The organism is Shewanella piezotolerans WP3 (genome assembly GCF_000014885.1).
In the GTDB taxonomy this organism is placed as follows: Bacteria; Pseudomonadota; Gammaproteobacteria; order Enterobacterales; family Shewanellaceae; genus Shewanella; species Shewanella piezotolerans.
Genome location: NC_011566.1, coordinates 3714513 through 3737497, shown reverse-complemented (window position 1 = coordinate 3737497; position 22985 = coordinate 3714513). Strand labels below are relative to the sequence as shown.

The following is a 22985-nucleotide window of genomic DNA, read 5'->3' as shown; positions in this document are numbered from 1 at the left end:
TCCGGCTATATTGTAGACAATGGAATCAATTAACATTGAGTACTCATAGATGAAGAAACCAACAGAAGAGTTGCCACCGCTTGCTTTAGTGACAACTTGGTTATGGATGACAAAACCAGATAATGATGAAGAAATTAGAGAAAAAGGATATTCAAATATCCTTAATGCTTTTAACTCGGTTTCTAGCGCAAAACAATATTGTGAAAAAATGAACAGTTTAACAAAGACACTGCTGGACTAATAGGTGGTTTGTTGTGGTATAGATAATTTGGCCACTAAATAGAAGGTTACATTATGTTTTTGAGGGTAAATACAAACAGCTAAACTTCGAGACATATCCATTTTAAACACGTTTTGGGGCATTTCCGTGCTAGAAGCCTTACCACTACAGTACAAATTAAAACACTGATTATCCAAGTGGAGATACGGCCGTGACTGTCCATGACAAGGACGTCATGGCCGAGCTTCCAAGGATGGACTTGCTGCGTGTCACGGCAGTGTCTGCACATGCCCCGTTGGAGGCGATTTATAACTACGAAACTACAGCTTCAAACATTCTTCTTGGTAACACTACCCCAAAAAAAATGTAATCAGCCTTCATTTGAAGGCTAGCAAGCTTTGGGCATTTCCTTGTTAGAAACCTAAACTCTACAGCCTAATGATTACTCCAACTATCAAGTGTAGATACGGCCGTGACCGTCCATGACATGGACGTCATGGCCGAGCTTCCAAGGATGGACTTGCTGCGTGTCACGGCAGTGTCTGCACATACCCCGCTGGAGGCGATTTATAACGACGAAACTTCAGCTTCAAACATTCTTCTTGGTAACACTACCCCAAAAAAATGTAATCAGTCTTCATTCGAAGGCTAACTAACTTTGGATGCCAATATTCAGCAGAAATAAAAAGAGCCAGTATCGCTACTGGCTCATATATAAGGATATGCGATTAACCAAATGGTTAAGCTTTAAAAGGCTGATAAAACCTTGGTCACTATGGTTACTTACATCCGCCTGAACTGCAGTTACTTTTACCGCGTCCACCACCACAACCACCGCCAACAGAACCGCGGGATTCTGGCGCATCGTGCCACTCTGGCTCTGGGAATATAGGCCATTGCACTTTTTGAATCTTCTTACCATGCATCCATAAGCTGCCACGGTATTGGTTAATACCGTCAGTACTGAATTCAAATAGGTACTTTACTTTCCAAGTGAGCCCGGTACTGCCACCAAGACTTGGTTTTGCGGTTTCTTGAGCGATGGCAAGAAGTTGTACTTTCTGCTTTTGGCACTCTTTAGTGGCAAAGATACGGCTCATCTCGGCCATCTGTCTTAATTGCCAAAAAAATGCAGCGATAACTACTACCGCTACGATTAATAGAAAATCTGTCATCATGCTTTCATTACCTTAAATAGGCCGCCAATAGCTGCAGATAGTTCTGCACTTCGGTTAGGGTTTCGCAGTTGAGTAAGCAGTTGCGTGCGAATTAATGGTATAGCCACAATATCAGCAAAAATCTGGTTAAAGAAGTGTTGTTCCTGTTTCGCAAGTGCTTCTAAGTAGATCTTGAGAGTTTGCTCATCTTTTAGCGCAGACCAGTTACGTGCTGCAATGGTGATTAGCATTTCCGCAGACAAACTATTAGTTGCGTTAAGATGTGCAATTGCTTTTTGACTTAGCTCACTGTTGGAAGCGAGAGCTCTTAATAGGTAGGCTTGCTGCTCGATTGGCGCCGCTACAAACTTATCAAACACTATTGTTGCGAGTGTGTCGTCGATATTAAGATGCTCTAGACACTGGCACATAGCAATTTTCACTTCAGCTGCAGCGCTGTCAAAACTGGTATTGATATGTTGCTGATGGTCAAGCTCACTGGCTCGTACACAAACGTCAGCAATTCCCTGCATGCCAATGTTTTGCCATTGGTCTGTAGGATGTTGCCCTGACATATATTGGTAAGCAAACTCATATTGTGCTGACGCTTTTTCGCCTAGTTGCTTGCGCACTAATGCGTTAAACACTGCTAATTTTTCTTGAGTCGGCTTAAAGTTAAATGGGTGGTTTGCCAGTTGCTCTTGCTGTTGTTCTGTTAAAGGTTGAGTTGGATCTCTGCCTAAGGCTTCAATGATCATCTTTATGAACTGTAATCTTGGAGCGGGTGAAAGCAAACCGCGCTCATCCAATGCTAACTTAATGAACCAAATGTAATGCTGTTGGCTGGCATCCCAAAAAACGATAGCAAACTGTGCATGGCCTTGAATGGGAGAGGGGTATGGCGTGAGCAGCTCCTCTATCTGGTGAAAAGCCATCATATCGATATGTTGTACTCTACGGCCCAAATCATAAACTTGGAATTGAGTGTTAGCGGTCTTTAAGAATTGGCTGAGGGTCGTTATTTCTGTCATATCGTTATCGAGTGTCGGTGAATTAGGGCGTATTATAAGGATAAGTCGAGCTAGATGGTATCATCGCGAGCTAAATTTCCTATGCTAGGCATAGCTCGGTGCACATTTCTGTGGAGCATTATCTGTGATTGCCGTTAAAACACGAGAGTTGTTAGTCGCATTAGAGGCGGAATTAGCAGCGCAAAACTTATTGAACATTGAGTCTCCAACAAAAGAAGCTCTAGCCAGTCGCGCTCCTTTTGCTTGTGATGTGATGCCATTTGAGCAGTGGTTACAGTTTATTTTTTTACCCAAAATGCACACTATACTCGACAGTAACCTGCCGTTGCCAAATGCAATATCAATCGCACCAATGGCGCAGCATGTTTGGGAGTATGAAGAGAGATACCAAACTCTAATTGGTTTAATCCAGGCTTTAGATACCTTGCTAAGCGGTAATGGCGTGACAAAAGAGATTATTGAATGACTGATGGAACAAAACAAACAGTTGATAGCGAAACTGCAGCAGAGCAATTGCTAACGGAGGAGGTTGCTCCTCATATCGAAATTTTGTTTGAAGATGATGATGTTGTTGCTATTCATAAACCAGCAGGTTTGTTGGTTCATAGAAGCTATTTGGCGAGGAGAGAGCGCTTTTTCGCGATGCAATTAACCCGTGATAAAGTCGGTTGTCATGTGTTCCCAGTGCACCGTCTAGACAGGCCGACTTCTGGTATTTTGCTATTTGCTAAAAGCAGTGAAATGGCAAATGCTCTGTGTGAGCAGTTTGCCGCTCACTCGATTGATAAAGAATACCTCGCAATCGTGCGTGGTAATATGCACGAAGCGGCGACACTAGATTATGCGCTCAAAGAGGAGCTGGATGATGTAGCGGATAAAGATGTCGACCCAAATAAGGCGGCTCAGGATGCCATAACTTCCTATAAACCGCTGCTTAACAGCGAAATCCCTTATGCATCAGGACGCTATGCAACCAGTCGTTATGCGCTAGTGCATCTATCACCGCATACTGGCCGAAAGCACCAGCTTCGTCGTCACATGGCGCACCTGCGTCATCCAATCCTTGGCGACACTACCCACGGTGATGGCAAACAAAATAAGTTCTTTAGAGAACACTTCGGCATAAACAGACTGTGGTTAATCGCTAAAAAGCTCAGCTTTAATCACCCAAGAACAGGTGAAAGAGTCGCAGTTGAAACCGAACTTGAGCAAGAGTGGATCACATTGTTCGATGAGCTAGGTTGGGATGACGACACGTTGTCGGGATCCAACAATAGCTATCAAATAGCAGCTGATTAAGACGTTGCTTTCGTGGTGCCAGTTAATTTGCTGGCATTCACCGGTAAGCTATCATTAGCGGGTACTGCAGATCTTAAGCATTGTACCGTGTGGAAGTAGCACATTCTTCTGATATGGGCTGATCGATTAAGATGTTTTCGGTGCTTTTGTCTGCAAGAGTGTTTCATTACGGCTTATCCTCGTACATTGACTTTTAATTGCGGCAGGGCTTGCGGCAATGTTCATCGATACAGTATGTTAAGGATATAACTAAATAACTTTTAGGCGAAGTAAAACATGAAAAAAGTGAATCTAGTTTTTGGAACAGTTTACGGTGGTGCGCAATACGTTGCTGAAACACTGCAACAGGCGTTAATCGATTTAGGGCGAGAAGCTGTTTTATATCAAAGCGATGAGCTTGTCGGATTTGTTCCGCCTCAAGATGAGCTGCTGTTAATGGTATGTTCTACTACGGGGCAGGGCGATCTACCTGATGATATTCAATCATGGTTTTATGATATGCAGTCAAAAGCGCCTTATCTGCCAGAGCTTAAATTCGGTATTATTGGCCTAGGCGATTCAAGCTATGAAACCTTTTGTGGCGCTGCAGAGCAGTTAGCGAGCTTATTTGAAGAGTTGGGCGCTAAACGCTTAGGCGATTTTTTAAAAATCGATGCCGGTGAGACGATGGAGCCGGAAGTCGAAGCATTAGCATGGTTACCAAGTTGGAATGCGCTTGATAACGAATTGGCAGCCTAAGTTTGTCTATTTGAGGCTGACTATCACGCTATTCAGCCTTATTAATGTTACGACCGCTGGTTTTCGATTTACAGTTATTAAAGTGCAATCCATACTTTAGGCTTATGCGCTCGATGTTATTCTCTGTAGATTTAAAGCGTTAAGCATGCGCTATCACTGCTAAATGACACTTCTATCGTTCTCCTTTAAGGGCAACACACTTCTGTATAGATATTATCTCTTATTTCCTCTATTTAGATTATTAGACCAGTATTAATGCGAAATCAACACTCAAGCAGAACTTGTGTTGATGGATCTTCAGTTTGTTAGCGGTTTATAGCGATAATGGTTGGATCTAGGTTGCCTCGACTGTTTAAGCCTTTTAATGTTGAGCATGGTTCATGTCATTCGTGGCATGATTTTTTAACAATCCCAATGGCTGCGAGAAAGTATATGGAACGAAAGGTGTTGATTATTGACTGCGCTGATGCGCCAGGGCTGATTACGAAAATCACCGCAGCGTGTTTTGAGCATGGTCTTAATATCATTAAAAATAGTGAGTTCGTGGATAATTGCCAAGGTCGTTTCTTTATGCGAACGGAACTTGAAGGCCACTTTGATCCGGCCTGTTTACTCGAAGCTGTACGAGCAGTGTTACCCCAGCAAAACCATACTAAATTAGTTGATGTGGGTAAAAAGCGTATTGTGGTGCTGGTGACTAAGGAAGCCCATTGTATTGGCGACCTATTAATTAAGTCTTACTCAGGGGCTCTCGATGTTGAAATTGCTGCTGTCGTGGGCAACAATGATGTGCTTGCTGCTCTCTCTGAGAAGTTTGATGTGCCATTTCATTATATTGATCATGAGGGGGTAAATCGAACTGAGCATGAACAAGCAATGCTGAAAGTGATAGCGACTTATGAGCCTGATTATTTAGTGCTTGCAAAGTTTATGCGGATTTTAACGCCTGAATTTGTCAGCCATTATCCCGATAGAATCATCAACATACATCACTCATTTTTACCGGCTTTTATCGGGGCATCGCCTTATCGACAAGCTTGGGAACGAGGGGTAAAAATCATTGGAGCTACGGCTCACTTTGTGACTAACTCGTTGGATGAGGGCCCGATTATTAAGCAAGACGTTATTCCTGTTGATCACAGTTATAGTGTGGAAGCTTTGTCTAAGTGTGGCCGAGATGTTGAGAAAAGTGTATTAAGCAAGGCTTTGCAATTGGTGATTAACGAAGACGTAGTTGTCTACGGCAATAAGACCGTGGTTTTTTAATTAGCGCGATCAAAAAAGAGGCTAGAGCCTCTTTTTATTTTAGTTAGCAATATTAGAAGTTTACTACGTAAAGATCGCTGTCTTGTTCGGTTTGTGCAATATCTTTAATGGTGACTTTACCTATAGCATAAGGGGCTATTTTGGCCGCTGTTTTTTCTGCTCCAGCGTTAAGGGCAAAGTTATAGAATGATTCACCATTACAAACCAGTCTTGGGAATATTCGGCTTTTGTTAATACGATAACTTTTGATTGTATTATTGAACCGATAATTACTGTTACTTGCGCCTGCTTTACATACTGATATTAGCGCGTTTTCCATTTGTGGTGTCATTGCTGCATTAGCGCTAAATGTCATTGCTAGCGCTGCGCCTGCTACTGCGAGTGTTTTGAACATATCCTGCTCCGACTCTTCCATTGGGGTTCATCATTGAGTAAAGCGCATTACAGGCTGTTTATTGTAACGATTGTGTAGCTAACTGTATCAATGTGTGGAATCGGGATCATTGTGTGACTGAGGGTAACAAAATGTGTCATTTTGCTATTTCTAGCGTAAAAAAAATCCCACTTGATAGTGGGATTTTTAATTAGCTACAAAGCAAATTAATCAACAATGCGCAATAGCTCATTGATACCTACTTTACCACGCGTCTTAGCATCAACTTTCTTTACGATGATTGCTGCGTACAAGCTATATGTGCCACACTTTGATGGTAAGTTACCTGAGACCACTACTGAGCCCGCTGGAACGCGGCCGTAGTGAACTTCACCAGTCTCACGATCAAAGATACGAGTACTTTGGCCGATGTATACGCCCATTGAAATGACACTGCCTTCTTCAACTACTACACCTTCAACAATTTCTGAACGCGCGCCGATGAAACAGTTGTCTTCAATAATAGTTGGGCCAGCTTGTAATGGCTCAAGAACACCACCAATTCCGACACCGCCTGATAAGTGCACATTTTTACCAATCTGGGCACAAGAACCTACTGTAGCCCATGTATCAACCATTGAGCCTTCATCAACAAAAGCACCAAGGTTTACATAAGACGGCATTAATACGGTATTTCTGCCGATGTACGAGCCTTTGCGCACTGCCGCTGGTGGTACAACTCGAATCGCTTCTTCTCTAAAGCGAGCATCATCATAGTCAGCAAACTTCATTGGCACTTTATCGAAGTATTTGGTTTCGCCGCCGTCGATTACACCGTTATCGAAGATTCGGAATGAGAGTAGCACAGCTTTTTTTAGCCACTGGTGAACATGCCATTCGCCGTCAATTTTCTCTGCGACTCTTGCTTCGCCTTTATCTAGCATTGCAATGACATTTTCGACATCGGCACGAACACTTGGCTCTACTGATGTTGGGCTGATCTCTGCGCGAGCTTCAAAAGCCGCCTCTATACGTTGGCGTAAAGCCTCCATTAACTTCTCCTGGTATTTTGGTTATCAATATATCTTAAAGTGCACTTGTGAGTGCTTCTCGTAATTTAATCTGTTGAGCTTCATTTAACTGTTCGCCATCGGCTGTTTGCAACAGAAAGAAATCTTCTGCTCGCTCACCAATGGTGGTGATCTTTGCTGCCAGTAGTCTAACTTCGCATCGAAACAATACTTCGCCTATTCTAGCGAGTAACCCGGGTGCATCTAATGCTATGAGTTCCATCATACTTGTACCATGACGGCGGGTAGGAGGGAAACTGACTTGAGTGGCTACTTTAAAAGGTTTCATCTTTCTTGAAAGATTTCTAAATTTCGGTAACTTTGCCGTATCACTACTCAGGGCTTTAATTAACGTCTTCTTAATGCCTTGAATGCGTGAGAGTTGAGATACTGGCTTGCCATCTTGTTCTAAAATCACAAAAGAGTCTAGTGCGTAGTTGTCTTTAGAGTTCATGATCGTTGCGTCATGCACATTGATATTTTTGTTATCTAAAATAGCCATCACAGTGGCAAACAGCTTAGGTTTGTCCTTACCGTATATAAACAGCTCTGTGCCGCCTCTAGTAGTATGTTTAGAGATTAGCACCAAGGTTTCATCTTGCTTATGTTTTATGATCGCTTCAGCATGCCAGGCTATTTGATTTGGTTGATGGCGCAAAAAGTAGTCTGCTTTAAAGCGTTGCCATAATAGATCTAAATTTTTCTCTTTTATGCCACGACGTAAAAGCTCTTTTTTAGCTTTTGCTTGATGCTCGCGGACTCTACCTCTGATATCGACAGGTTTTTCTTTGCCTCTTGCCAATACTCGCTGAGTGCCGAAATATAGGTCGCGAAGTAGCGAGCCTTTCCAACTATTCCAGGTTTTTTCATTAGTCGCACAGATGTCGGCTACGGTGAGGCAGTACAGGTAACTGAGATGAACTGCATCACGCACTTTGGCTGCGAAATCACTGATGACATCAGGATCTGAAATATCGCGTCTTTGAGCCGTTACCGACATAACAAGGTGATGCTCAACCAGCCAACTTACCAATCGTCCATCATGATCATTCAAGCCGTGTAGTTTACAAAACTCAAGCGCGTCGACAGCGCCAAGTTTGCTATGATCACCGCCACGACCTTTGCCGATATCATGAAAGATTGCAGCAAGTACTAATAGTCCCTTCTTAGGCAATTGATTAATAAGTACCGAGCCGAGTGGAAACTCCTCTTTTTGCTCTGGTTGGGAAAAACGTTCAATATTGAGTAAAAGTCTATGAGTATGTTCATCGACGGTATAAGCATGAAAAAGATCAAACTGCATCTGACCTTCAATATTTCTCCAAGCGGGCAGGTAGGCCGATAAAATGCCATGTTTATGCATCAGCGACAGAGCTACAATGCCTCGAGGGTGACGTAAGATCTCCATAAAAATATTTCGGCACTGCTCATGGAACATTAATGCTTGATTTTGAGCTCGTCTTGCTTGTCTCAAGCTACGCAGCGTGACCGCATAAATGGCTTTAATATTTGAATTTTTGGCAACACAAAGAAACAGTTTTAGAATGTTCTCTGGGCTATCAAATAGTGCTGGCTGAAGACTTTCTATGAATTTTCCACATCGCTGAAACTGCTCATTTATCGGCACAACCTCTAAGGCTTTTACATGGCCTAATGTTGCGCGCTTAAAAAGCTGCAAAAGCATCTGGTTTAGTTCCATTACTCGTCTCACTGTACGGTAATAGCGTTTCATCATTTGCTCTACTGCGAGCTGAGTTTTATCTTCATAGCCCATTAAATCGGCAACTTGCCGCTGCAGGTCAAACAGTAGTCGATTTTCATCTCTGCCTGAAATTAAGTGCAAGCAACAACGTAATTGCCATAAAAAATCTTGGCATTCGAGTAATTCATCCAGTTCATGTGGCTCAAGAAAATCGTAAACTACCAAATCTTCTAACTTATTAGCATTGAAGTGTCGCATTGCCACCCAAGCGACGGTTTGAATATCTCTAAGACCGCCGGGACAACTTTTTAAGTTGGGCTCTAAATCGAAGGCGTTAGCTCTTTCGTGTCGAGCAATCTGCTCATCACGCTTAGCGACATAGAAGTCACTGCTTGGCCAAAACTCATCTTGGCGAATATTGTAATATAGCGTGCTATAGAGTCCTTGCGGGCCGCAAAGTAGACGAGATTCAAGTAAATTGGTGGCGACAGTAATATCACTGCGACCTTGCGCCATGGTTTCATCAATGGATCGAACACTGTGACCGACCTCGAGACCAGCATCCCATATAAAAGTAATGAACTTCCCCAGCGCTTGCTCTGCTTGCTCGGTTAATTCTCCATCGGTGAGAAACAGCAAATCGACATCAGATTGCGGGTGTAACTCCCCTCGACCATAGCCCCCAACAGCAACAAGTGCGATAGTGAATTGTTGTAAACCATGAGAAACCCACTCTTTTTGTAGTAGTGCATCTACATGCTGACAGCGTTCGCTGACGATTGCACGAATATCAGATTGACTATTAAAAGAGTCTAGCAATGTGTTGTTTAAGTCGATAAGAACACTTTTTGCTGTTTGGGCACTATTCATCAATATTTTCTTTAATGCGTTTTACTGAGAGAGTGCAGTGATTATCTATGCAAAAAAAACAAATTAGAAGTGCTTTATTGCTATAAATAATATCGGGATGACAAACAATAGACAGGAAACGGAGTTTAGTAAGCCAAGCGCTCAACTATCTCTGGATTAGGAAGCGGTCGCTAAAAAAAAGGCGTGATAAATCACGCCTTTCACATGTATCAATGCTTAGTGATTGATGATACGCGGAAGATCTTTTTCCTCTTCACGTAGGGTTAGCACTTCAACGCCTGTTTTGGTGACTAACAAGGTATGTTCCCATTGGGCTGAGTTTTTGCCATCTGAGGTGCTCACTGTCCAGTTATCATTTTTATCAAGCACGCTAGTGTGACGACCTGCATTAATCATAGGCTCAATGGTAAAGCACATACCGGCGCGCAGTACGGTTTTGTCATTGTTTTTATAATGCATCACTTGCGGCTCTTCATGGAATACTGCGCCGATGCCGTGGCCGCAATAATCTGTGACGATGCTGTATTTCTCTAGACCGGTCTTCTTAGATTTAATGAACTTTTCGATTAAGGTTCCAATTTCACCGAGTTTCATACCTGGACGGACTTTCTTGATGCTGGCATAGAGACTTTCTTGTGCGATACGGCAAAGGCGAGCGTTCTTAGGGCTAACGTCACCGATTAAGAACATTTTAGAGGTATCGCCGTGGTAACCATCTACGATCACCGTAATATCGATGTTGATGATATCGCCATCAACAAGTGGCTTATCATTCGGAATACCATGACAAATCACTTCATTTACAGAGGTACAGATAGACTTTGGAAAGCCATGATAATCAAGAGGAGCCGAGATTGCGCCATTATCTTCAGTAAACTTGGCACATATGTCATTTAGCTCATTAGTGGTGGTACCTGCTTTTACGTGAGGAGCAATCATTTCTAGAACTTGGGCTGCCAATTTACCTGCAGCACGCATTTTTTCAATCTCTTCTGCCGTCTTAATTACAATACTCATTCAACTGTCTCTTCTGTCTTTAGATTTGCTGTCTTTCAATTAAGGCTATTATGCCCTAAAACGACGTAAATATTTGTGCTTTTTTTCAAAATATGGTATAAAGCGCGCCGTTATGTATGACTCTTGTTGTTCAACCTTCGGTAGAGCGTCAGAGTTAATATGGCGGCCATTATACATGGCTAAATGAAAATACTAAATCACACACATATCGACACATTCTTCGGGGTGCCCCTAACCGGGTCGAAGATATGGGATATGTGGAGGTCTAACCCCCTAATTATTTAAGGTAAATAAAATGACTACAGTTTCAATGCGCGACATGCTACAAGCCGGTGTTCACTTCGGTCACCAAACTCGTTACTGGAACCCAAAGATGAAGCCATTCATCTTTGGCGCACGTAACGGCGTTCATATCATTAACCTAGAGCACACTGTGCCTATGTTCAATGAAGCATTAGCGTTCATCAGCAACATCGCTTCTAAAAAAGGTAAGGTTCTTTTCGTTGGTACTAAGCGTGCTGCGAGCGAAGCTATCAAAGAAGCTGCTGTTTCTTGTGACCAGTTCTACGTAGATCACCGTTGGTTAGGTGGTATGTTGACTAACTGGAAAACAGTTCGTCAATCAATTAAGCGTCTTAAAGATCTTGAAAGCCAGTCTATCGACGGTACTTTCGACAAGCTTACTAAGAAAGAAGCGCTTATGCGTACTCGTGAACTTGAGAAACTAGAAAAGTCTCTTGGTGGTATCAAGAACATGGCTGGCCTACCAGACGTGATCTTCGTAATCGGTGCTGACCACGAGCATATTGCTATTAAAGAAGCTAACAACCTAGGTATTCCTGTTGTTGCTGTTGTTGATACAAACTCTTCTCCAGACGGTATCAACTACATCATTCCTGGTAATGATGATGCTATGCGTTCTATCCGTCTTTACACTGAGTCTGTTGCTACTGCTGCTAAAGCTGGTCGTAACCAAGACCTAGCTGTTCAAGCTGAGCAAGACGGTTTCGTAGAAGCTGAATAATAAGTTTGATGGTTTTTTCCATCTCCCTTATTAACCAAGATACATGATTGGTGAGCAGGGGCGATTTCACTCATAGTGATTAGCCCCTGTTCTATATCTATTGAATTTGAAGAATTATCTGTAGAGGATTTAACAATGGCAATTACTGCTGCCCAAGTTAAAGAACTTCGTGACCGCACTGGCGCTGGCATGATGGACTGTAAGAAAGCTTTGACCGAAACTAACGGTGACATCGAGCTTGCAATTGACAACATGCGTAAGAGCGGTGCTGCAAAAGCTGCTAAAAAAGCGGGTAATATCGCTGCTGAAGGCGCAATCCTTATTAAGAATGGCGAAGGCTTCGCTGCTCTATTAGAAGTTAACTGTCAAACTGACTTCGTTGCAAAAGATGCTAACTTCCTAGCGTTTGCAAACTCAGTTCTAGACGTTGCTTCTGCTGCTAAAGTATCTATCGAAGACCTTAAAGCACAGTTCGAAGAAACTCGTGTTGCACTTGTTGCTAAGATCGGCGAAAACATCAACGTTCGTCGCGTTGAGTACATCGATGGTGCAAACCTAGCTCAGTACCGTCACGGTGAGCGTATCGGTGTTGTTGTTGCTGGTGAAGCTGACGAAGAAACACTTAAGCATGTTGCAATGCACGTTGCTGCTTCTAAGCCTGAATTCGTTAACCCTGAAGATGTTCCTGCTGATCTTGTTGAAAAAGAGAAAGCACTTCAGATCGAAATCGCTATGAACGAAGGCAAGCCTGCTGAGATTGCTGAGAAAATGGTTATCGGTCGTATGAAGAAGTTTACTGGTGAGATCTCTCTTACTGGCCAAGCTTACATCATGGAACCTAAGAAAACTGTTGGTGCAGTTCTTAAAGAGAAAGGTGCTTCAGTGTCTAACTTCATCCGTTTAGAAGTTGGTGAAGGTATCGCGAAGAAAGAAGAAGATTTTGCTGCTGAAGTTGCTGCACAAATCGCTGCTACTAAAGGTTAATCTCCTTTTTTAGTTGACCTAAGACCGTAGCTATTGCTGCGGTCTTATTGTATTTACTGAAATAAGTTTATGATGTGTGAGACGAAAAATACATTGTGAGGTTATTTGAGTATACAATTCCCTAAAGCCATTATCAGGAATAATAAATATGAGTACCAATCCTAAACCTGCTTATCGCCGTGTTCTTTTAAAATTAAGTGGCGAAGCCCTAATGGGTGAAGAAGGCTTCGGCATCGACCCTAAAGTGCTTGATCGAATGGGTCAGGAGATCAAAGAGCTAGTTGAGCTCGGTATTCAAGTCGGTGTTGTCATTGGTGGTGGTAACCTGTTTCGCGGTGAAGGATTAGCAGAAGCTGGCATGAATCGTGTTGTTGGTGACCATATGGGGATGCTTGCAACTGTGATGAATGGTTTGGCAATGCGTGATTCATTACACCGTGCATACGTAAACGCACGTTTAATGTCAGCAATACCGCTCAAAGGCGTTTGTGATGACTACAACTGGGCAGAGGCAATCAGCTTGCTTAAGTCTGGTCGTGTTGTTATTTTTGCTGCGGGTACAGGTAATCCTTTCTGTACTACAGATTCAGCAGCTTGTTTACGCGGTATCGAAATTGAAGCTGAAATCGTGATTAAAGGCACTAAGGTTGATGGCGTTTACTCTGATGATCCAGTTAAAAACCCTGAAGCCGTTAAGTACGATCAGATGGGTTACAACGAAGTCTTAGACAAAGAACTTAAAGTAATGGATTTGGCCGCATTTACCTTGGCTAGAGATCATAATATGCCATTACTAGTCTTTAACATGAATAAGCCTGGTGCATTGCGCCGTGTCATCATGGGCGAGGCTGAAGGGACGTTAATTAACGCTGGTTAATTATCTGTGCAGTGATAGCGTATGCTGTTTGTTATAACAGCAACTGAAACAAAATGTACCAATGTCGAGCTCGACTGAGTTTTACTCTGTATCAGAAGATGCTAGCCTAAAAGTCATTGGTACAGCGCAGGGCAGGAGAGCAATAACATCAGAGATATAATGAGTTTAGATTTTACTCATCATCTGCTTCGCTGCTGTGCAAAACGAATTCAATAGGCCCTAAAGGGCAATTAGCTCCTAGTGACTTAAAAGGACATATAAAGTGATAAACGAAATTAAAACAGATGCGCAAACACGCATGGATAAATGTGTAGAGTCAACAAAGACTCAAATGGCTAAGGTACGTACAGGTCGTGCACACCCAAGCTTACTTGATACAATTCAAGTGCCATACTACGGCTCTTTGACTCCATTAAAGCAGGTTGCTAGTGTTTCAATAGGTGATGCTCGTACACTAAATGTGTCAGTTTTTGACCGTACAATGATTGCTGCAGTTGAAAAAGCGATTATGAGCTCAGACCTTGGCTTGAACCCTATGTCTGCGGGTGCAACGATTCGTATTCCTCTACCGGCACTAACGGAAGAGCGTCGTAAAGACCTTATTAAAGTCGTGCGCGCTGAAGCTGAGAATGGCAGAATTGCAGTTCGAAATGTACGTCGTGATGCTAACTCAGATGTTAAAGCGCTTGAGAAAGAAAAAGAGTGTACTGAAGATGACGTTCGCCGCACCGAAGATGAAGTGCAGAAGTTTACCGATGCACACATCAAGAAAATTGATGAAATTCTAGCTGCAAAAGAAAAGGAATTGATGGAGTTCTAATTTTAGGCATCATCAGTGTTTATAGCAGTTTCTTAAAATGTGCAGTCGGTTATTGCTCACGCCTTACGCTAAAAGTTTAATGGTTGAATAAATATTGAACGCGAAAGGGAAACAGGCTATAGAGTTCAGGCGCCGTGTAGAGTTATACTACACGGCGTTTGTCTATTTTTAAGGGTTGTAATAGATGTCATTCGATTCCCCATCTGACAAGGAAGTGTCAGAAGCATTACCTGATGAGCTATCAGCGCTGGTAAAACAGTCTATCCCTAAACACGTTGCTATCATAATGGATGGCAATGGACGTTGGGCACAGGCACAAGGGAAGCCGCGAGTTGTTGGCCATAAGGCTGGCGTGAAGGCGGTAAGACGGGCTGTGAGCACAGCACGTACGTTAGGCGTCGAATCATTAACTCTGTTTGCTTTTTCAAGTGAGAACTGGCGTCGACCTGACAAAGAGGTCAGCTTGCTAATGGAGCTGTTTTTTACGGTGTTACAACGTGAGTTGAAACTACTCGATAAAAATGATGTACGACTCAATATAATTGGTGATATCAGTCGCTTTTCAAGCAGATTGCAAAAGCAGATTGCCACCGCTCAAGAAAAAACGGCTAACAATTGTGGTTTAGTACTCAATGTTGCGGCTAACTATGGTGGACGTTGGGACATCATGCAAGCGGCACAAAAGCTCGCGGCGAAAGTTGAAGCAGGTGAAATGAGCAGCGAGCAGTTCACTGAAGAGGCACTGAACGAGCACCTTTGTATGCACAATCAATCTGAAGTTGATTTAATGATCCGCACTGGTGGTGATTACAGGATCAGCAATTTTGTACTTTGGCAGGCCGCATATGCAGAGTTAGTATTTACTGACACGCTATGGCCCGACTTTGATGAGGATGCTTTCAAAGATGCCATCGTAAAGTTTGCAAGCCGACAGCGCCGTTTTGGTTTGACTGGAACTCAAATCGATACTATTCGCGCTTTGTAATTATAAAAAGAGGGCATTTTTTTGCTAAAACAACGAATAATAACAGCATTATGGTTAATCCCTTTAGTTTTTGGTGCCATCTTTGGCTTACCAACTGAGTATTTCTCTTGGGCATTATTGGGTGTCTTTCTCATTGCCGCTAAGGAGTGGGGACGCATCATTGATAGTCAGTGTGAAATGACCCAATGGAGCTTTACTATCACTATTGGCGTTTTATTAATAGCGCTTAACATTATGGTACCAGCTGACGAAATATGGTTTAAAGGCATGATGCACCCGATATTTTTAGGGGTGATTGCAATGGGAGGTCTTTGGTGGCTTATCTCATTTTTAATGGTGATCTCTTTTCCCAAAAGTGCTGGCTTTTGGAAAAAGAGCCATATGCTAAAATCTATGTTTGGTCAGTTGACGCTCATCCCATGTTTCGTTTCATTACTATCTCTAAAAGCGCTTAGCACTGATGCTTCACCATACTATGGCGGCACTTTAGTCTTTTTAGTTATGTTAGTGGTTTGGGCGACCGATTCCGGCGCCTATTTTGCCGGCAAGTCATTCGGTAAGCGCAAGCTAATGCCGAATGTAAGTCCAGCTAAAACCATTGAAGGCTTACTTGGTGGATTGGCAACAACTATGATTATTGTTGCTGGGGTAATGTATTTTTCACCTGAGCAAGAGTTAGGGCTTTTAGTTGCAGTAACCCTATTTGTTGCACTTGCTTCAGCAGTGGGTGATCTGTCTGAAAGTATGTTTAAGCGAGTCGCTAATATTAAAGACTCAGGCACCATCTTACCTGGTCACGGCGGTGTGTTAGATCGTATTGATAGTTTAACTGCGGCCCTGCCTGTATTTACCCTGATATATATAGCTTTTTGGATGTAACTATATGCAAAGTTTGGTGATTTTAGGTGCGACGGGCTCAATCGGTGCAAGCACATTAAATGTTGTTAAATGCAACCATGAGCAATACCGAGTATTTGCACTCGTCGCTAATACTAATGTCGCCAAGATGCTTGAGATCTGTATTGAGCATCGCCCATTAGTTGCACATATGGTTAATGCTCAAGCGGCTACAGAGCTTAAGCGATTACTTCCAAGTGAATTGGCGATAGAAGTCACCACTGGGGAAGATGAACTTTTATCGCTTGTGAGTTGCGCTGAAGTTGATACTGTCATGGCTGCAATTGTAGGGGCAGCGGGATTGCCTTCGACATTAGCGGCTGTTAAAGCTGGAAAGCGCGTATTACTGGCGAACAAAGAATCGTTAGTGATGTCGGGACAGTTGTTCATTGAGGCGATGCAATCTTCTGGGGCGACGGTTTTACCGGTAGATAGCGAGCATAATGCAATTTTTCAGTGTTTATCTGAGCGCACTCAATTAGAGATTGGCCGCTGTGATTTAGCTGGCGCCGGTATATCTCATATTTTGCTAACGGGTTCGGGTGGGCCGTTTTTAAATTCTGAGTTATCTACGCTGTCTTCAATGACGCCTGCACAAGCTTGTAAACATCCTAATTGGTCGATGGGACAGAAGATCTCAGTTGATTCAGCTAGCATGATGAACAAGGGCCTAGAGTACATCGAAGCCCGCTGGCTGTTTAATGCCAGTGCTGAGCAGTTGAAAGTCGTTATTCACCCACAAAGTGTGATCCATTCAATGGTACAGTATCGAGATGGCTCGGTTATCGCACAACTGGGAAATCCTGATATGCGTACACCTATTGCGCATTGCATGTCTTTTCCACAGAGAATTAGCTCGGGAGTTGAACCTTTAGACTTTTTCAAAGTCGGACAGTTAAGCTTCTTAGAACCTGATTTCAATCGCTTCCCATGTTTAGCGTTAGCAATTGAAGCGTGTAAACAAGGACAAGAAGCGACTACCGTTCTAAATGCTGCCAATGAAATATCCGTTCAGGCGTTTTTAGAAGGTCAGATACGTTTCACCGATATAGCCATTATCAATGAACAGAGCTTTAAGCACGTAACGGCGCAATCATTAACCACTATTGACGATATTATGGCGTTAGATAGCCAAGCACGACAATATGCATTAGAAGCTGTTAATAAGCTCAAATAGTTCAGAGGAAGGGAATGATAGATTTTTTTTGGAACCTAGGTTCGTTTATTGTCGCACTAGGTATTTTGATCGCTGCACATGAATATGGACACTTTTGGGTCGCGAGAAAGTGCGGCGTTAAAGTTGAGCGATTCTCTATTGGTTTCGGTAAAGCTATTTGGCGTAAAACCGGACAAGATGGCACTGAGTATGTTATCGCGATGATCCCTCTCGGTGGTTATGTCAAGATGCTCGATGAGCGTGTTGATGACGTACCAGAAGAGTTGAAAGATCAAGCCTTCAACCGTAAGGGAGTGTGGCAGCGCATTGCCATTGTAAGTGCAGGTCCAATTGCGAACTTCTTGTTCGCTATCCTAGCGCTATATGCAATGTATCTCATTGGTGTTCCAGCCATTAAACCCGTCATTGATTCAACCGTTGCAGGGTCTCCTGCCGCGCAAATTGTTGTCAAAGAGCCGCTGCAAATCATGTCTGTTGGCGGACAAAAAGTTAAAGATTGGGAAGAAGTTAATCTGGCACTTGCAGGCCACATAGGTAACCAACAAGTTGATATATCAGTCGCGCCTTTAGAACGCCTAGAAGGGACAAATTCGAATGCGCAACAATATACGTTAGATACTCGTGAGTGGAAGTTTGACCCAGAAAAAGAACTTCCTATTACTGCTATTGGTTTGGGCATGTATCGCCCACAGATTTTACCTACGTTAGCAATGGTCAGCGAAGATGGAGCTGCTGGGCTTGCGGGCATTAAAGTCGGTGATATTTTGGTTGCTATTGACGGCGAACGTTATAGTGAGTGGCCACGTTTTGTTGAAATTGTTCAACAATCCCCAAATAAAAGCCTTGATATAACGGTTAGACGTAACGGTGAACAGCTCGTGATGAAGGTGACTCCTAAGTCTCGTGAAAATGCTGATGGTGGCATTGAGGGAGTGATTGGGGTTGCTCCTACCTCTGAGCCATGGCCAGACAACATGAAATTGCAGTTAGAGTATGGTTTTTTTGACTCTTTTCCTGTTGCAGTGGATAAAACATGGCAACTTGTCTCAGTCAGCATTAAGATGATTGGCAAGTTATTAACTGGTGACGTGTCAGTTAAAAATCTGAGTGGCCCTATTTCTATTGCACAAGGTGCGGGAAATAGTGCTAATGTCGGATTAGTTTACTTTTTAGGTTTTCTTGCTTTGATTAGCGTGAACTTGGGCATAATTAATCTTTTGCCTTTGCCAGTGCTAGATGGAGGACACCTTTTGTATTACTTCGTAGAAGTGATAACAGGCAGGCCTGTACCTGAAAAGGTTCAGGAAATTGGATTCAGATTTGGGGCAGCATTGCTGCTAATGTTGATGAGTGTTGCGCTCTTCAATGATTTTTCCCGACTCTGATCAGGGACAGACAAATAATTAGAAGTGCTCTATGAGATTGAATAAAATTTTTGCCTCGATGTTATTAGTCGGAGCGTCTTTTTCAGGGAACGGTTGGGCTGATACTTTTCAACCTTTTGAAGTAGCTGATATCCAAGTTGAAGGATTACAGCGAGTTGCACTCGGTGCCGCTCTACTAAACCTACCAGTGAAGGTAGGTGATACTGTTGATCAATTAAAATTGCAGCAAGCAATTAAGAGCTTATATGCGTCAACTAACTTCGAAAAGATTGAAGTGTTGCGTGACGGCAATGTTTTGGTGGTTAAAGTCACCGAAAGGCCGACAATTAGCTCTGTTACCTTTGAGGGTAACAAAGACATTAAAGATGAACAGCTGCAAGAAAGTCTTGATGGTTCAGGCGTTAAAATTGGTGAGTCACTTGACCGTACCATGCTGTCTGGCATCGAAAAAGGCCTTCAAGATTTCTACTATGGCGTTGGTAAGTATGGCGCCAAGGTAAAAGCTGAGATCGTCAATTTGCCGCGTAATCGTGTCGAGCTTAAATTCTCCTTTACCGAAGGCTTAGCTGCTGAAATTCGTCAAATCAACGTTGTTGGTAACAGTGAATTTAGTGACGAAGAGCTCATTGGTATGCTTGAGCTTAAAGATTATGTTGCTTGGTGGGATCTATTTGGTGAACGTCGTTACCAAAAGCAAAAGCTTCAAGCCGATTTAGAAACGATTAAAACCTATTATCAGAATCGCGGTTATATTCGCTTTGATGTGACTTCAACTCAAGTCGCTATGACTCCTGACCGCAAAGGTCTCTACATTACGATTAATGTAGATGAAGGTGAGCAGTATAAGGTTAAAGACGTTAACTTAACGGGTGATTTGATGGGGCGTGAAGAGTTGCTACAAGCAATCTTGCCTATCAAAGAAGGCGATATGTATAACGGCGGCGATGTTACATTTACCGAAGAGATGTATGGTAAGTATCTAGGTCGTTACGGCTATGCCTACCCTGAAGTGAAGACTTACCCTGAAATTGATGACGAAACTAAAGAAGTGACGTTAAATATCAATGTTAAACCAGGTAAGCGTGTCTACGTGCGTAATATCAATTTCGCTGGTAATACAGTGACGAAAGATGAAGTTATGCGTCGTCAATTGCGTCAAATGGAAGGGGCATGGTTAAACTCTGCTCAAGTTGAACTGTCAAAGTCTAACTTAAACCGCTTAGGTTATTTCGAGACTGTTGATACTGAAACGGTTCAAGTTCCTGGCACTGATGATTTAGTTGATGTTGCTTTTAATGTGAAAGAACAGCCATCTGGTTCATTTAACGCTGGTGTGGGTTACGGTACTGAATCTGGGCTTAGCCTGCAGTTCGGTGTACAGCAAAGCAACTTCCTTGGTACTGGTAACCAAGCTGGCGTCAACTTGAATACCAATAAATATTCTAAAAACGTTAACCTATCGTTTACTGACCCTTACTTCACTAAAGATGGTGTAAGTTTAGGTGGCAGTATCTATTGGAGCGAATTTGATGCTGATGAAGCAAACCTAGAGGCCTATAAAAATAGCTCCTATGGAATTGCAATCAATTCGGGCTTCCCAATTAATGAATACAACCGTATAAACGGTGGTATAGGTTATCGCCATAACGAAATTTCAGAGATTTCGGCTTATGAACAAGCGGTTAGGTTCTACGACATCTACCGAGATTCGGATGATCCTAATGCTGGCTTGAGCTTTGATAACTTTGAGTTAAGTCTCGGTTGGTCAAGAAGTAACTTGAACCGCGGTACCTTCCCATCAGACGGCTCGTCACAGCGTTTGAACGGTAAGATGACGGTTCCTGGGTCAGACTTACAATATTTTAAAGCAGACTTTGATACCAACTTTTATTTCCCTATTAACCGTAGTCACAGCTTTGTTATGCTAGCGCGTGGCCGTTTAGGTTATGGTAATGGTTACGGTCAGTTTAATGATAATGACCAAATTCTACCGTTCTGGGAAAACTATTACTCAGGTGGTAGTAGTTCATTACGTGGCTTTAAGTCTAACTCGGTTGGTCCACGTTCATTCTACTTATATCGTGGCAGCGAGCCTTGTTCACCAGATCCTTCTGGAACGGGTTGTACGCTACCTGGGGATCCGAACCAAATTCAAGTTAGTTCAGGTCGCTCAATTGGTGGTAACGCTATTGCAACAGCGAGTTTAGAGTTAATTGTACCTACGCCGTTCTTAGATGAAGCCTATACCAACTCTGTTCGTACAAGCTTCTTTGTGGATGCGGGTAACGTATGGGATACTGAGTTTGACTATGAGTCGTATCGTTATCTTCCAATAGAAGAGTTTAATAAACTTGAAGATTATAGCGATCCGAGTCGTATTCGTGCCTCTTGGGGTATGAGCGTGCAGTGGTTATCGCCGATGGGACCTATGGTGTTTAGTCTTGCATGGCCAATCAAGGAATACGAGGATGATGAAACTGAGATCTTCTCGTTTAATATTGGTAAAACTTTCTAAAAATAATTTAAATGTAATCGGCAAGTTTTGCTGAGATAAAGGAGTTTGTTTTGAATAAGATGTTAAATCGCGCAATGATGGTTTTAGTTCTTTTAGGTGCACCATTAGCTGCGCACGCTGAAAAGATTGCAGTTGTAGATATGCAAGCTGTATTTGAGCAGCTACCTCAACGCGAACAAGTTAACGAAACTTTAAAAGCAGAGTTTGGTGACCGTGTTGCCGCTGTACAGAAAATGCAGGAAGAGCTTCGTGGTTTGCTTGAAAAGCAACAACGTGATGCAGCGCTTATGAGTGAGTCTCAAAAGACTGAAATGGTTCGTAAAATGGAATCAATGAAGGCTGAGCTACAACTTAAAGGCAAAGCATTAGACGAAGATATGCGTCGTCGTAACGGTGAAGAGCAAAATAAACTACTTCTTGAAGTACAAAAGACAATCAATACAATTGCTGAAAAAGAGCAGTATGACATGGTATTACAACGTGGTGCAGTTATCTACGTTAAGCCATCTGCTGACATCAGCAACAAGATTGTTGAAGCTCTAGGTAAAGGCAAGTAATTAGATGACTAGCTATACTTTAAGAGTACTGGCTGACCATCTTAATGCAGATGTTCAAGGTGACGACTCCGTTGAAATATCAACGGTCGGCACTTTGGACGGTGCAGGTAAAGGTCAAATCTCTTTTTTGGCAAACTCAAAATACCGTTCGCAGCTTGAAACTACTGCTGCATCAGCGATTTTGATGAGTCCGGCAGATGCTGAAGGGTTTAAGGGCAATGCTATTGTCCTAAAAGACCCCTATGTTGGCTTTGCCCGCATTGCACAATTCCTTGATACCACGCCAAAAGCGGCTGAAAATATTCACCCTTCTGCACAAATAGCTGCTTCTGCTATGCTAGGAGAGGATGTTGCTATTGGTGCCAATGCAGTGATTGGTGAAAATGTTGTTCTTGGTAACAATGTCCAAGTTGGCGCTGGCAGTGTTGTTGGACAAGACAGTGTTATTGGCTCTAACACATTATTATGGGCGAATGTGACCGTCTATCATGATGTACATTTAGGTCAAGACTGTATTGTTCATTCGGGTACTATTATAGGCTCAGATGGATTCGGTTATGCCAATGAACGTGGTCAGTGGATTAAAATCCCACAAACTGGCGGTGTTCGAATTGGAGACCGTGTCGAGATCGGTGCAAATACTACCATTGATCGCGGCGCGATAGATCATACCGAAATTCATGACGGCGTTATTTTAGATAACCAAGTTCAGATAGCGCACAACGATATTATTGGTGCTAATACCGCGATAGCGGGAAGTACCGTTGTTGCTGGTAGTGTCACTATTGGTAAGCACTGTATCATCGGCGGCAATTGCGCAATTTCAGGACACCTAAGTATTTGCGACGGTGTACATGTTACTGGTAGCACTAATATTACCAGTGTGATCCGAGAGCCGGGTGTATATTCTTCTGCAACGGTTGCGATGGATAACAAACTGTGGCGTAAAAATACTGTTCGCTTTAGACAACTTGATGGGCTTTTTCAGCGCGTGAAGTTGCTAGAGAAAAACACAAAGTAA

General features: G+C 42.8%; 22 protein-coding genes. 16 read left to right on the top strand and 6 right to left on the bottom strand.

Translation table 11 applies throughout. The features are described from left to right. Positions 1-49 precede the first annotated feature (49 nt). The gene (locus SWP_RS15785; protein WP_020913573.1) at positions 50-241 is read left to right on the top strand and encodes a hypothetical protein; all 192 of its coding nucleotides are present in this window, start codon (positions 50-52) and stop codon (positions 239-241) included. 758 nt (positions 242-999) lie between these two features. Here the strand turns inward: SWP_RS15785 and SWP_RS15780 are convergent. Both SWP_RS15780 and SWP_RS15775 read right to left on the bottom strand, forming a co-directional pair. Beyond that, positions 1000-1398, bottom strand: coding sequence for a DUF3301 domain-containing protein (locus SWP_RS15780; protein ID WP_044555988.1), 399 nt, complete (start codon positions 1396-1398; stop codon positions 1000-1002). Beyond that, the gene (locus SWP_RS15775; protein ID WP_020913571.1) at positions 1395-2408 is read right to left on the bottom strand and encodes a DUF3549 family protein; all 1014 of its coding nucleotides are present in this window, start codon (positions 2406-2408) and stop codon (positions 1395-1397) included. The genes SWP_RS15780 and SWP_RS15775 overlap by 4 nt, the downstream gene beginning before the upstream one ends. A gap of 124 nt (positions 2409-2532) precedes the next feature. Between SWP_RS15775 and SWP_RS15770 the strand changes: the two genes are divergently transcribed. The 4 genes from SWP_RS15770 (at position 2533) to purU (ending at position 5711) form a co-directional block, all read left to right on the top strand. Beyond that, positions 2533-2874, top strand: a complete 342-nt coding sequence (locus SWP_RS15770) for a YqcC family protein (RefSeq protein WP_020913570.1) — start codon at positions 2533-2535, stop codon at positions 2872-2874. After that, positions 2871-3707, top strand: coding sequence for a tRNA pseudouridine(65) synthase TruC (truC, locus tag SWP_RS15765; RefSeq protein ID WP_020913569.1), 837 nt, complete (start codon positions 2871-2873; stop codon positions 3705-3707). Before SWP_RS15770 ends, truC begins: the two co-directional genes overlap by 4 nt. Positions 3708-3983: 276 nt before the next feature. Continuing rightward, positions 3984-4445, top strand: a complete 462-nt coding sequence (locus SWP_RS15760; RefSeq protein ID WP_020913568.1) for a flavodoxin — start codon at positions 3984-3986, stop codon at positions 4443-4445. A 432-nt stretch (positions 4446-4877) separates the two neighbouring features. After that, positions 4878-5711 (top strand): formyltetrahydrofolate deformylase, encoded by an 834-nt coding sequence (purU, locus tag SWP_RS15755; protein ID WP_044556482.1) that lies wholly within the window; start codon positions 4878-4880, stop codon positions 5709-5711. 52 nt (positions 5712-5763) lie between these two features. Here purU and SWP_RS15750 read toward each other — a convergent pair whose 3' ends face one another. The 4 genes from SWP_RS15750 to map all read right to left on the bottom strand — a co-directional run bounded on the left by SWP_RS15750 (position 5764) and on the right by map (position 10743). Further along, positions 5764-6105 (bottom strand): DUF3718 domain-containing protein, encoded by a 342-nt coding sequence (locus SWP_RS15750; RefSeq protein WP_020913566.1) that lies wholly within the window; start codon positions 6103-6105, stop codon positions 5764-5766. Positions 6106-6311: 206 nt separating this feature from the next. Further along, positions 6312-7136 carry a 2,3,4,5-tetrahydropyridine-2,6-dicarboxylate N-succinyltransferase gene (gene dapD, locus SWP_RS15745; protein ID WP_020913565.1) on the bottom strand — a complete coding sequence of 275 codons (825 nt, stop codon included), beginning with the start codon at positions 7134-7136 and terminating at the stop codon, positions 6312-6314. 34 nt (positions 7137-7170) lie between these two features. After that, on the bottom strand, positions 7171-9726 hold the full coding sequence (gene glnD / locus SWP_RS15740) for a bifunctional uridylyltransferase/uridylyl-removing protein GlnD (protein ID WP_020913564.1): 2556 nt from the start codon (positions 9724-9726) through the stop codon (positions 7171-7173). A gap of 216 nt (positions 9727-9942) precedes the next feature. Next, positions 9943-10743, bottom strand: coding sequence for a type I methionyl aminopeptidase (map, locus tag SWP_RS15735; protein ID WP_020913563.1), 801 nt, complete (start codon positions 10741-10743; stop codon positions 9943-9945). Positions 10744-11038: 295 nt separating this feature from the next. On the opposite strand from map, the gene rpsB reads away from it, so the two are divergent. The 11 genes from rpsB (at position 11039) to lpxD (ending at position 22985) form a co-directional block, all read left to right on the top strand. Then, positions 11039-11767: a 30S ribosomal protein S2 gene (gene rpsB, locus SWP_RS15730; protein WP_020913562.1), complete on the top strand. Its 729-nt coding sequence runs from the start codon at positions 11039-11041 to the stop codon at positions 11765-11767. Positions 11768-11902: 135 nt separating this feature from the next. Continuing rightward, complete coding sequence (gene tsf, locus SWP_RS15725; protein ID WP_020913561.1) at positions 11903-12751, top strand: translation elongation factor Ts; 849 nt, start codon at positions 11903-11905, stop codon at positions 12749-12751. Between the two features lie 148 nt (positions 12752-12899). Beyond that, positions 12900-13628, top strand: a complete 729-nt coding sequence (pyrH, locus tag SWP_RS15720; RefSeq protein WP_020913560.1) for a UMP kinase — start codon at positions 12900-12902, stop codon at positions 13626-13628. A gap of 262 nt (positions 13629-13890) precedes the next feature. Continuing rightward, positions 13891-14448 (top strand): ribosome recycling factor, encoded by a 558-nt coding sequence (gene frr / locus SWP_RS15715; protein ID WP_020913559.1) that lies wholly within the window; start codon positions 13891-13893, stop codon positions 14446-14448. A gap of 184 nt (positions 14449-14632) precedes the next feature. Then, positions 14633-15433 (top strand): polyprenyl diphosphate synthase, encoded by an 801-nt coding sequence (gene uppS, locus SWP_RS15710; RefSeq protein WP_020913558.1) that lies wholly within the window; start codon positions 14633-14635, stop codon positions 15431-15433. A gap of 21 nt (positions 15434-15454) precedes the next feature. Then, positions 15455-16312 (top strand): phosphatidate cytidylyltransferase, encoded by an 858-nt coding sequence (locus SWP_RS15705; RefSeq protein WP_020913557.1) that lies wholly within the window; start codon positions 15455-15457, stop codon positions 16310-16312. A gap of 4 nt (positions 16313-16316) precedes the next feature. Continuing rightward, positions 16317-17507: a 1-deoxy-D-xylulose-5-phosphate reductoisomerase gene (gene ispC, locus SWP_RS15700; RefSeq protein ID WP_020913556.1), complete on the top strand. Its 1191-nt coding sequence runs from the start codon at positions 16317-16319 to the stop codon at positions 17505-17507. Positions 17508-17521: 14 nt separating this feature from the next. Beyond that, positions 17522-18892, top strand: a complete 1371-nt coding sequence (gene rseP, locus SWP_RS15695) for a sigma E protease regulator RseP (RefSeq protein WP_020913555.1) — start codon at positions 17522-17524, stop codon at positions 18890-18892. A gap of 31 nt (positions 18893-18923) precedes the next feature. Beyond that, positions 18924-21407 carry an outer membrane protein assembly factor BamA gene (gene bamA, locus SWP_RS15690; RefSeq protein WP_020913554.1) on the top strand — a complete coding sequence of 828 codons (2484 nt, stop codon included), beginning with the start codon at positions 18924-18926 and terminating at the stop codon, positions 21405-21407. Positions 21408-21466: 59 nt separating this feature from the next. After that, positions 21467-21964, top strand: coding sequence for an OmpH/Skp family outer membrane protein (locus SWP_RS15685; protein WP_044556481.1), 498 nt, complete (start codon positions 21467-21469; stop codon positions 21962-21964). Between the two features lie 4 nt (positions 21965-21968). Next, positions 21969-22985, top strand: a complete 1017-nt coding sequence (lpxD, locus tag SWP_RS15680) for a UDP-3-O-(3-hydroxymyristoyl)glucosamine N-acyltransferase (RefSeq protein WP_020913552.1) — start codon at positions 21969-21971, stop codon at positions 22983-22985.